This is a genomic window from Shewanella sp. SW24 (assembly GCF_025653395.1).
In the GTDB taxonomy this organism is placed as follows: domain Bacteria; phylum Pseudomonadota; class Gammaproteobacteria; order Enterobacterales; family Shewanellaceae; genus Shewanella; species Shewanella oncorhynchi.
In genome coordinates this window covers 61,100-72,091 of record NZ_JAKKSH010000024.1, presented here as the reverse complement: position 1 = coordinate 72,091, position 10,992 = coordinate 61,100, and the positions used below count along the sequence as shown (strand labels likewise).

Below are 10,992 nucleotides of genomic sequence, written 5' to 3'. Positions count from 1 at the left end.
ATGCCTGTTGTGGCTAGTTGGTTTACACGCACAGCAACAGGGCTGGGATAAGCATTTTCAGGCCAATACCATTGGGCATCGAACGGTACTCTCAACGATTCGCTTGGGATTGGAGGTACTCAGGCGGCCTGATTATCAAATCACGGAGAAAGAATTGCTGGCGGCCTGGGTATTATTCGCCAATCAGTTGCTCAAATATGGCTATGCTATGGCTGATTTATGAGGGGATCCTTCAGTACTAAGTGAGGTTGTGGCTCAGTCTGAAGCCAGTTTTCAGATGTTGTAAGATCATCGAATAATAGGTTAAACATATCCTCATGAATTTCAAGCATAATGTGAGCTTTAGATGGATAATGCTTATAAAGTGTACTGCGGCCAACATTAGCCTCTTCGACAATGTCTTTTACAGTAATGTCATTATAGTTTTTGTTCTTTACTATTAGTATAAGTGCATTCTTAATTGCACTTTTAGTTCGGCAACGTTCTCGCTCTCCACGTTCCATAGCTTGGTATCTCACATTATAGCCAACAAATCATATTCGTCTAAGTATGGACAATATATATAATTTGTCTATACTTTGCAAATCTTAAAGCATTTATCATTATGACTCGACATTAACTTTTGTTTTATGAGAGGGTTTTTTATGAAATTTAGCTTAGTTTTTTTGTTTTCGGTTGCTTTTAGTATACCAGTTACTGCTAGTGAAATAATTTCAGCTGAAAAAATTATCAGGAATCAACATCAGCTGCTAATTAATAAGATTAACTCAATTGAAGCTGAAACACTTAATAAATGGATAGAAAACAAGAAAGATTTTATTCTTTTAGATGTTAGAGAGCCTGAAGAAATTATTGCTGTAAATATAGATATAAATAATAAGATAAACATCCCTAGGGGAACGGTGGAATTTAATGTTCAGAGGTTGATTCCAAATAAGAATCAACATATTGTTGTTATGTGTTCCCATGGCATTAGAAGCACAATCGTTACTGATACCCTTAATAAATTTGGGTATACCAATGTTTACAATCTAAAGGATGGGCTATTTTCATGGGTTAACTCTGGACACAGAGTAAGTAATTTTTATGGTTCATTTAAGATTGATGAATTTAAATCAAGCATGAAATAATTTTTTAAATTTGGAGTTTTTATGAATATTGTGATGTTACTTTACCCTGGTATAACCCCTTTAGATTTATTTGGGCCATTACAAGCTTGGTCATTAATAAATGATGTTAATATTCAACTGGTTTGGAAAAATCGTGAGCAAATAGAGACTGATACTAGCGCATATTTATTGCCAACTTGCACCTTTGATGAAATTGATGCTCTGCCGAGAGTTGATATACTTTTTGTTCCAGGAGGAAAACTTGGTGCATTTGAAGCAATGCAAGATCAAGAAGTTTTAGATTTTTTAAATCGTACCGCAGATAAATCATCTTGGATTACGAGCGTATGTACAGGTGCACTTATTCTTGGTGCAGCAGGATTATTGGAAGGCTATAAAGCAACGACACATTGGACAATGGTCGATATGCTTCATTCATTTGGTGCTGTCTATACAAAAGGCCGCTATGTGATTGATCGTAATCGTGTAACAGGTGGCGGTGTTACTGCTGGAATTGACTTTGGTCTTGCAATTATATCACGTATTATTGGTATCGATAAAGCACAAGAAACTCAATTACTACTGGAATATAATCCAGACCCACCGTTTAACTGTGGTCATCCTGATGTTGCTCCTCCAATTTTAGTAAATAAAGTTATTTGCGATTTGATGGCAGTCGGTTATCCCGTCATAGCAAAGAATATGTAGCCACGTTCAGTTATTTACTGAGCATATAAAATATTAAGATTAACTTGCACCCTAAAATATTTTGATTAAAGTACACACAAACATCAATCGTAAAGCTAAAGGGTGCAAGTGTTAATTACCTTATATAATAAATCTCTATCTGTATTCTCATACTCCTATCTCTATATTACATAAGGACATAGAGGCTAGAAATATTCCTGTAGCTTTCGATTGAAAGCTATGCACATCAGTTTGTATAAACTTAAAGGGTTTTGTATGCCTGAAACTCAGAATGTAATTTGATATTTGAACAATTTTTGGACTTGTTCGTAAATCCGATTTGGGAAACAAAGCTCATCCTAGATCATTGCTGAAACGTTTTGGGGCATAAACGTTTTAGAAATGGCAGCGTACCTACGTGATCGCTGCCATTTCAGTATGAAACTTTAATACCAAGTATGAACCTTTAATACTTAGTATGAGACTTTATTACTCTCCCACAGCGGTTTTCATTTAAATATCTCTATTTATTCTACTGTTACAGACTTTGCCAAGTTACGTGGTTGATCCACGTCGGTACCTTTGATTAATGCAACATGGTACGACAATAGCTGTAAAGGAATAGTGTAGATCAGTGGCGCCATAAAGATGTCACAGTGTGGCACAGGGATCACTTTCATCGTGTCATCCGACTCAAACTCGGCATCCACATCGGCAAACACATACATTAAGCCGCCACGGGCACGCACTTCTTCAACATTCGATTTCAGTTTTTCGAGCAATTCATTGTTTGGCGCAACGACAATCACTGGCATATCGGCATCGATAAGCGCCAGTGGGCCGTGTTTTAATTCGCCAGAAGCATAGGCCTCAGCATGAATGTAAGAAATCTCTTTCAGCTTTAGCGCGCCTTCCATCGCAATCGGATATTGATCGCCACGGCCAAGGAATAAAGCATGGTGTTTATCGGCAAAATCTTCAGCCAATTCAGCAATCGCAGCATCTAGCCCTAAAGCTTGTTCCACTTTGGCAGGCATAGATTGCAGGCTTTGAGTGATTTGGGCCTGCATTTGCTCAGACATACCATTGTGGCGACCGATCACCGCAGTCAACATTAATAAGCCTGCAAGCTGTACTGTGAAGGCTTTAGTCGATGCCACGCCAATCTCGGCGCCCGCTTTCATCATGTAAGCCATGTCAGATTCGCGAACCAGTGATGAACCTGGCGCATTACAAATGGTCAATGTGGCTTTGTAACCCATTTCTTTCGCTAAGCGCATGGCCGCTAAGGTATCGGCAGTTTCACCCGATTGTGAAATCGTCACCAACAGGCTATTTGGGAATAAGTGCGACTTGCGATAACGGAATTCAGAGGCAATTTCGACGTTACAAGACACGCCAGCCCAATCTTCTAACCAGTAACGTGCCGCCATGCCCGCATGGTAACTAGTACCACAGGCGATGATTTGCACATGTTTGATATCTTTTAAAAACTCAGCAGCGTTGTCACCAAAAGCCGTGTCTAGCACTTGCTTATTAGCAATACGACCTTCAATTGTGCGCGTCAGTGCCAATGGCTGCTCGTAAATTTCTTTAAGCATATAGTGGCGATATTCGCCTTTGTCACCGGCATCGTGGGTAATTTCAGATTCTTTGACTTCACGCTCAACGGCATTACCGTTTAAGTCGAAAATACTCACGCTGCGACGGGTCACTTCGGCCACATCACCTTCTTCTAGGAAAGCAAATGAGCGAGTGACGGGTAATAAGGCGAGTTGATCTGAAGCGACAAAGTTTTCACCTAGACCAAAACCAATCACCAATGGACTACCAGAGCGAGCAACAACCATACGTTCACTATCACGACGGTCGATAACGACTGTGCCATAGGCGCCTTCGAGTTGTTTAACCGTGGCTTGTACAGCACCAAGTAGAGTGCTATGGGTTTTCAGCTCATGATGTACTAAATGACAAATCACTTCGGTATCGGTATCTGAACTAAAGCTGTAACCTAAACCTTTAAGCATTTCGCGCAGTTTATTGTGGTTTTCGATAATACCGTTGTGCACCACGGCAATATCACCTTCCGATAAATGCGGATGAGCATTACGCTCACTCGGCTCCCCGTGGGTCGCCCAACGAGTGTGCGCGATACCGGTTCCGCCTGCTAATGGGTCAGTTTCAAGCGCAGCCGACAACTCTTGTACTTTGCCAACGCGGCGCGTACGGTTGAGTTCACCATTGTGAATAACGGCAACGCCTGCAGAGTCATATCCGCGATATTCTAAACGGCGTAAGCCTTCTACCAGAATTTCAGCCACATCCCTTTGCGCCACGGCGCCTACGATTCCACACATAGTCTTTACCTATAAATTAAAATGAAGTTGTTAAGCTATTTTGTCTAATGAGCATAGGGCGCTAACATAACTCGCACGCCCTGATCTGAAATTTGTTTGAGCGCACTCTCGTCGATACGTGAGTCGGTGACCAACACACTGACCTTGGACCACGGTAACTCTAAGTTAGGGATCCGCTTGCCGATTTTGTCTGAATCGACCATAACGATCACTTCGCGGGAAACTTCGGCCATCACTTTGCTTAGGCCTGTTAACTCGTTAAAGGTGGTGGTCCCGCGTTCAAGATCGATACCATCGGCACCGATAAACAGTTGGTCGAAATTATATGAACGCAACACTTGCTCGGCGACTTGACCTTGAAAGGATTCAGAATGCGGGTCCCAAGTGCCACCGGTCATCAATAAGGTTGGCTCGTTTTCGAGTTCATGGATGGCATTGGCAAGGTGCAGTGCATTCGTCATGACCACCAGCCCACGCTTATCATTCAGCTGTTCAATCAAGCCTGACGTCGTAGTGCCACTATCGATAATAATGCGATTGTGATCTTTAATCAGCTGCGCGGCGGTTTTCGCAATAGACAGCTTATTAGGCGCTATCTTGGCAGAGAACTGTTGAGTGACTTCGTCTGGAATCGCCACGGCGCCACCGTAACGGCGTAATAGCAGGCCAGTTTTTTCAAGCGCGGCGAGATCCTTACGAATCGTCACTTCAGAGGTTTCAAAACGTAACGACAGTTCATCAACGCTCACTTCACCCTGTTCGTTCAATATGGTGATTATGCTGTGGCGACGCTGCTGTGTGTTTCGTTTATTCATAAAACCTTTCAGTTAAGTTTCGATTCGAAAGGTGCATTATAGTGAAACGAAACTTTTTTGCTAGTCATACGAAGCACTCTTTCGCACGATCACGAGTCATTTTAATTAATTTAAAATTGTGAACTTAAAAACCAACCAATAAAAAAGCAGTTTATCCTTTAGGGATAAACTGCTTTAAATAGATTAAAAATCCTAATAAGTATTAGAACTTAGCTTCAACAGCAACACTGAAGTTACGATCTTGACCTATAGTCACCATCTTATCGCTGCCACCGTCTAAATATTCAGTATCGAAGAGGTTTCTGACGTTGGCACGAAGGCTGACATCTTTACCCATGATATCCATAGTGTAAGCCGCACCTATATCGAAACGAACATAACCATCTTTGGTGATGGTGTTATCAGCATCAGCAAAACGTTCACCCACATAAATAGCACCAAAGTTCATCGCAAAGTTGTCTGTCACTTCGTAACGGGTCCAGATATTGGCCGACCACTCAGGGGCATCAATAGGGGTTTTACCATCTAAGTTCTTGCCACCTATTTTGCCTGCACCGGTATTATATTCAGCATCTAAATACATCATAGAAGAAGTCACAAACCAGCTATCACCTAACTGGCCTTGGGCGCCAACTTCAAAACCTCGATGATGCTGCTCACCACCTTGGGTAGTGATCGTTTTATATCCTTCATTCGTTACAGGAATATCTTGTACTGTGGTGATATTAGAAACCGTAATATCAAAAAGGGCTGCTGTTAGCAGTAGGCTGTCATTAAATAACTCCCATTTAGTCCCTAGTTCATATTGAGTACCGTACTCAGGTTTCAGGTTATCTCCATGATTGACATCTTCAGAACTGGTTACTGAACCCTGTGGTGCAAAGCTTTTTGAATAATTAACGTAAATGCTACCATTAGCCATTGCCGAGTAAATTACCCCAAACTTAGGCGACACGGCATAGCTGTTTTCACCTTCTCCGTCTTTCTTCTGTTCGTCGTAACGCACACCAGCAAGCAATTTCCATTGCTCATTAAGCGTCATCAAATCCTGTAAATAGAAACCGTAATACTTGTATTCGCTTGGGTTGCTTAGCTTACCTTGGTGATAATCAAGATCTTGCTGAATAATTGGTTGCCCAGGAATTACGGGCTGACTTTTGCCTTTCTGAATTTGCTGCTGATAGAAATAGTCTAAATAGTTAGCACCAATAAGGAATTGATGCTCCATTCCTGCCAAAGAAAATTCACCCGTGAAATCCACATAGGCCGTTTTATGCTGCCAATCGTCATAACGATCAAACGGGTTTATGGTGTAACCATCTTTATATGGATCTTCAGAGCCTTTATTTAAGCTTGGCGCAGAGTCTAAACGTTGGCGATTAAACTGCTGATCGTTATAACCAACTTTGACTTTCCAATCATCACTCATCTGCCAAGTTAGATCGGCACCTAAGTTAGAGACTGTGTTATCGGTAAAGGCCCAAGGAGCATCCCATACGGTTTTACGTTCACCGATAACATTACCTTGTTTATCTAACCACCCACCCGCATCAATACCCGCTTTATCTTGGGTATGATCGTACTTAACCGATAACAGAACATCATCACTGACATCAAATTCTAGGTTTAAGTAGCCCAACCAACGGTCACGCTCTTGATTCTCATCGTTAGCGGAATACTCACGCCAGTATTTTGTGTCTTGCTTCACTAACACGCCGCGGTAACGAAGACTCTGAGCATCATTTAAACTGCCGCCCGCATCTAGCTGAGCACGGGTCGAACCCAAACCATCAGTATCAAAACCTAAATCGAGCATTGAATCATAGGTCGGTTTCTTAGTGACCATATTCACTAAGCCACCAGGGCCAGATTGGCCGTACAACATGCTCGAAGGACCTTTCAATACTTCGACTTGCTGTAAAGTTTCAATTGGTTGTACGTAGTGAGACCATTGTTGATGGCCATTGATAAGATAACCGTTACCCGAATCGAGCTCGAAGCCGCGGATACTGAAGACTTGACGGTTCCAGCGCGTGGTTCCCGCCGTCACACTGGAGTCGTTAACTAAAACCTCGGCAAGGTTAGTGGCCAACTGTTCATCGGTCACAAAATCGGGGATCACATTAACTGACTGTGGGGTATCCATTAAGTCGATATCGCCACGCATGGCACCCGATGCACTACCGACTTTATAGTCGTTAAAAGTACGGCCAGTCACATTGATGCGCTCAATATTTTTATCGCTCGCCACTTCTGCAATAACCGGCATAGCCATTAATGCCGAGCCTACAGCTAAACCTATAACTGAATATTTAAATACCATTGCCAACACCTCAAATAGACCTTTCGTCTTAGAATTGCAGGCAATATAAATGAGAAGTGTTTTTATTTTCTCTTCTTTACTAAAATTTACAATTGAGTGTGATAGTGATCAAATTAACTTAAAAACCAACAATTTGCCCATACCACAAAAACATGAAGAAAATCTTAATTATTAAGCATTACTTAATAAAAAGGCTTTTTAGTGCAAAACATTGAACACAATAAAGATAAAAGCGGCACATGGCCGCTTTTTTGACATTAAGTTGAGTTTTAAAACTTACTTTTTAATTTTCACTGGACGTTGCCAACCTGTGAGGTGTTTTTGTTTAACACGAGAGATCACTAACTCATTCTCACCTACATCACGGGTAATCGTTGAACCGGCCCCTAAAGTTGCCCCTTTACCTATGGTCACTGGAGCCACCAACTGAGTGTCAGAGCCGACAAAGACGTTATCTTCGATAACAGTAAGATGCTTATTCGCGCCATCATAGTTGCAGGTAATAGTACCAGCACCAATGTTGACGCCATCACCAATGATGGCATCGCCTAAATAGGCTAAGTGCCCTGCTTTGGATCCCACGCCAATCACCGCTTTTTTCACTTCAACAAAGTTGCCTATATGTGCATCTTGCTTAAGCTCTGCGCCGGGACGTAAACGGGCAAATGGGCCGGCACTGGCAGCAACGCCAAGCGTAGCACCTTCTATAATAGAGTAAGGCTTGATCTCAGCATCATCGGCAATCTCGCAATCAATTAAAATCGCGCCTGCGCCAATAGTGACATTATTACCCAAGGTCACTTTGCCTTCGAATATCACATTAATATCGATCATCACATCCATACCAACAGTGACTTCACCACGGATATCGATACGGCTTGGGTCGCGAAGGTTCGCCCCCGCCAACATGAGCTTTTCGGCTTCACGAGCTTGGTAAGCACGTTCAAGTTGCGCTAATTGCATGCGATTATTGGCGCCTTCGACTTCAATGGCCGATTGTGGCTGAGCAGTATCAATAGCAACGCCATCAGCGTGCGCCATAGCAATAATATCCGTTAGATAATATTCGCCTTGGGCATTATTGTTCGATAAACGGCTCAACCAAGTTTTAAGTTGTTTACCCGGAACCGCCATGATGCCGGTGTTAATTTCGTTGTTCAGCAACTGTTCTGCAGTCGCATCTTTTTGCTCAATAATTCCAATGACTTTTCCTTGCTCACGGACAATACGGCCATAACCCATAGGATTAGCTAAATTCACTGTTAAAATAGCAACGCCATTTTCAGGACGGGCGGCGAGTAATGCTTCGAGAGTCGATGTTTGGATCAACGGCACATCGCCATAAAGAATAAGCACTGTATCGCTGTCGGCGATATGTGGGCTAGCCTGTGCAACCGCATGACCTGTGCCTAATTGCTCGGCTTGCAATACCCAGTTAAGTTGTTGCTCACCCAAACAGGCTTGTAGCTTGTCGGCGCCATAACCATAGACTAACTGAATAGAGTCACTGCCAACTTTATTAGCGGTATCGATGACATGTTGCACCATGCTCTTATGGGCGATGGGATGTAATACCTTAGGAAGATCAGAGCGCATCCGTGTTCCCTTGCCAGCCGCTAAGATCACTACATTTAATGCCATTACCATATCCTTGAACAAATACCCAAGAGGGTGAAAAATTACGGTCGATTTTGTGGCGCAATTTTAACGGAAAGCACATCGAAAAGCGAAGTAGATAGCGATACTAATCAATCAAAGACATGCAAGAATGCCAATCTATCCCATTTTTAGACACAAAAAAGGCGACCCTATGGTCGCCTTTTTTCACAAACAATAACCTTATCTGGCAATGTTTTTCTTGATGGTTTCAACAACACGTAATTGAGCCATAGCCTTATCTAACTCAACCATAGCCGCGTCATAATTGAAGTCAGCGCCAGCAGTTGCCATATGGGCTTCTGCACGACGCTTAGCTTCTAATGCCGCTTGCTCATCAATATCTTTGGCACGCATAACCACATCAGCCAATACGGAGACAGAAGAAGGCTGCACTTCCAGAATACCACCTGAAAGGTAAAACACTTCTTCACTGCCGTCTTGCTTGACGATGCGCGCCATGCCAGGTTTGATATAACTAAGCAAAGGAGCGTGGCCATGCATTATGCCCAACTCACCTTCAGAACCAGTCACTTGCAGCGAAGCTACACGACCAGAGAAGATTTTGCTCTCTGCGCTTACAATATCAAGATGTACTGTCATGGCTGCCATCCCGTTCTCCTTAAAAAACTAAGTATGAATACTTAGTTATTTCTTTTTGTTCGCTTTCTCGATGACTTCATCGATTGAGCCAACCATGTAGAACGCTTGTTCTGGCAGGTGATCAAACTCACCGTTCAAAATACCCTTAAAGCCACGGATAGTGTCTTTCAGAGAAACGTACTTACCAGGAGATCCAGTAAAGACTTCTGCTACGAAGAAAGGCTGAGATAAGAAACGCTCAATCTTACGAGCACGGAATACGACAGTCTTGTCTTCATCAGACAATTCATCCATACCCAGAATCGCAATAATGTCTTTCAGCTCTTTGTAACGTTGCAGTACAGTTTGCACGCCGTTAGCAACGTCATAATGCTCTTGGCCAACAACCAATGGATCTAATTGACGTGAAGTCGAATCCAATGGGTCAACCGCTGGGTAAATACCCAGAGAAGCAATTTGACGTGACAGTACAACAGTCGCATCTAAGTGAGCGAAGGTTGTTGCTGGTGACGGATCGGTCAAGTCATCCGCAGGTACGTATACCGCTTGTACAGAAGTAATAGAACCCGTCTTAGTTGAAGTGATACGCTCTTGCAGAACCCCCATCTCTTCAGCCAATGTTGGTTGATAACCTACCGCAGAAGGCATACGACCTAACAGTGCAGATACTTCAGTACCGGCTAAGGTATAACGATAGATGTTGTCAACGAACAACAGTACGTCACGACCTTCGTCACGGAACTTCTCTGCCATAGTCAGACCAGACAGTGCAACACGCAAACGGTTACCTGGAGGCTCGTTCATCTGACCATAAACCATGGCCACTTTGTCGAGAACGCCAGAATCTTTCATCTCGTAGTAGAAGTCGTTACCTTCACGAGTACGTTCACCTACACCGGCGAATACAGAAAGACCCGAGTGGGCTTTAGCGATGTTGTTAATCAGTTCCATCATGTTAACTGTCTTACCAACACCCGCACCACCGAACAAACCGACTTTACCGCCCTTAGCGAATGGACAAACAAGGTCGATAACCTTGATGCCAGTCTCTAACAGTTCAGTAGAGCTTGATTGATCTTCGTATGAAGGAGCTGTACGGTGAATAACATAACGCTCTTCTTCACCGATTGGACCCGCTTCATCAATAGGCTCGCCTAATACGTTCATGATACGGCCAAGAGTGGCGGTACCAACAGGAACAGTAATAGGTGAACCTGAGTTTACTACTTCAAGACCACGACGCAGACCGTCAGAAGAACCCATAGCGATGGTACGAACTACACCACCACCTAGCTGTTGCTGAACTTCCAGCACCAAACCATTACACGGGCCTTCACCTACGATTTTCAGAGCGTCATATACTTGAGGTACGGCATCTTGTGGGAACTCTACGTCCACAACCGCGCCAATCACTTGGACAACAGTACCTGTGCTCATGATTA

General features: G+C 43.1%; 9 protein-coding genes and 1 pseudogene. 3 read left to right on the top strand and 7 right to left on the bottom strand.

The annotated features are described in order from the left end of the window. A pseudogene (locus L5M17_RS17490) lies at positions 1-223 on the top strand (IS4 family transposase); the annotation flags it as partial. On the opposite strand, the gene L5M17_RS23150 reads toward L5M17_RS17490, so the two are convergent. Next, a complete protein-coding gene (locus L5M17_RS23150) occupies positions 207-503 on the bottom strand; it encodes a TetR/AcrR family transcriptional regulator (RefSeq protein ID WP_411568945.1) in 297 nt (98 codons plus the stop codon). The pseudogene L5M17_RS17490 and the gene L5M17_RS23150 overlap by 17 nt on opposite strands. A 141-nt stretch (positions 504-644) precedes the next feature. Here L5M17_RS23150 and L5M17_RS17485 point away from each other — a divergent pair, with 141 nt between their 5' ends. Both L5M17_RS17485 and L5M17_RS17480 read left to right on the top strand, forming a co-directional pair. Beyond that, positions 645-1,130, top strand: coding sequence for a rhodanese-like domain-containing protein (locus L5M17_RS17485; RefSeq protein WP_218737732.1), 486 nt, complete (start codon positions 645-647; stop codon positions 1,128-1,130). 21 nt (positions 1,131-1,151) lie between these two features. Continuing rightward, on the top strand, positions 1,152-1,817 hold the full coding sequence (locus L5M17_RS17480) for a DJ-1/PfpI family protein (RefSeq protein WP_172591551.1): 666 nt from the start codon (positions 1,152-1,154) through the stop codon (positions 1,815-1,817). A gap of 506 nt (positions 1,818-2,323) precedes the next feature. On the opposite strand, the gene glmS is transcribed toward L5M17_RS17480, so the two are convergent. The 6 genes from glmS to atpD form a co-directional block, all read right to left on the bottom strand. After that, complete coding sequence (gene glmS, locus L5M17_RS17475; protein ID WP_263148680.1) at positions 2,324-4,153, bottom strand: glutamine--fructose-6-phosphate transaminase (isomerizing); 1,830 nt, start codon at positions 4,151-4,153, stop codon at positions 2,324-2,326. 44 nt (positions 4,154-4,197) lie between these two features. Beyond that, the gene (locus L5M17_RS17470; protein ID WP_198573706.1) at positions 4,198-4,968 is read right to left on the bottom strand and encodes a DeoR/GlpR family DNA-binding transcription regulator; all 771 of its coding nucleotides are present in this window, start codon (positions 4,966-4,968) and stop codon (positions 4,198-4,200) included. 202 nt (positions 4,969-5,170) lie between these two features. Beyond that, complete coding sequence (locus tag L5M17_RS17465; protein WP_263148679.1) at positions 5,171-7,291, bottom strand: TonB-dependent receptor; 2,121 nt, start codon at positions 7,289-7,291, stop codon at positions 5,171-5,173. A gap of 276 nt (positions 7,292-7,567) precedes the next feature. Further along, positions 7,568-8,932, bottom strand: coding sequence for a bifunctional UDP-N-acetylglucosamine diphosphorylase/glucosamine-1-phosphate N-acetyltransferase GlmU (glmU, locus tag L5M17_RS17460; protein ID WP_263148678.1), 1,365 nt, complete (start codon positions 8,930-8,932; stop codon positions 7,568-7,570). A 198-nt stretch (positions 8,933-9,130) separates the two neighbouring features. Beyond that, positions 9,131-9,559, bottom strand: coding sequence for a F0F1 ATP synthase subunit epsilon (locus tag L5M17_RS17455; RefSeq protein ID WP_263148677.1), 429 nt, complete (start codon positions 9,557-9,559; stop codon positions 9,131-9,133). Between the two features lie 36 nt (positions 9,560-9,595). Continuing rightward, complete coding sequence (gene atpD, locus L5M17_RS17450) at positions 9,596-10,987, bottom strand: F0F1 ATP synthase subunit beta (protein WP_105250791.1); 1,392 nt, start codon at positions 10,985-10,987, stop codon at positions 9,596-9,598. Between the last annotated feature and the right edge of the window lie 5 nt (positions 10,988-10,992).

Excerpts from the sequence above, each read along its gene's own strand:
- L5M17_RS17485 (WP_218737732.1), top strand. The coding sequence starts at position 645 with ATGAAATTTAGCTTAGTTTTTTTGTTTTCGGTTGCTTTTAGTATACCA.
- L5M17_RS17455 (WP_263148677.1), bottom strand. The coding sequence starts at position 9,559 with ATGGCAGCCATGACAGTACATCTTGATATTGTAAGCGCAGAGAGCAAA.
- glmS (WP_263148680.1), bottom strand. The coding sequence starts at position 4,153 with ATGTGTGGAATCGTAGGCGCCGTGGCGCAAAGGGATGTGGCTGAAATT.
- glmU (WP_263148678.1), bottom strand. The coding sequence starts at position 8,932 with ATGGCATTAAATGTAGTGATCTTAGCGGCTGGCAAGGGAACACGGATG.
- atpD (WP_105250791.1), bottom strand. The coding sequence starts at position 10,987 with ATGAGCACAGGTACTGTTGTCCAAGTGATTGGCGCGGTTGTGGACGTA.
- L5M17_RS17480 (WP_172591551.1), top strand. The coding sequence starts at position 1,152 with ATGAATATTGTGATGTTACTTTACCCTGGTATAACCCCTTTAGATTTA.
- L5M17_RS17465 (WP_263148679.1), bottom strand. The coding sequence starts at position 7,291 with ATGGTATTTAAATATTCAGTTATAGGTTTAGCTGTAGGCTCGGCATTA.
- L5M17_RS17470 (WP_198573706.1), bottom strand. The coding sequence starts at position 4,968 with ATGAATAAACGAAACACACAGCAGCGTCGCCACAGCATAATCACCATA.
- L5M17_RS23150 (WP_411568945.1), bottom strand. The coding sequence starts at position 503 with ATGGAACGTGGAGAGCGAGAACGTTGCCGAACTAAAAGTGCAATTAAG.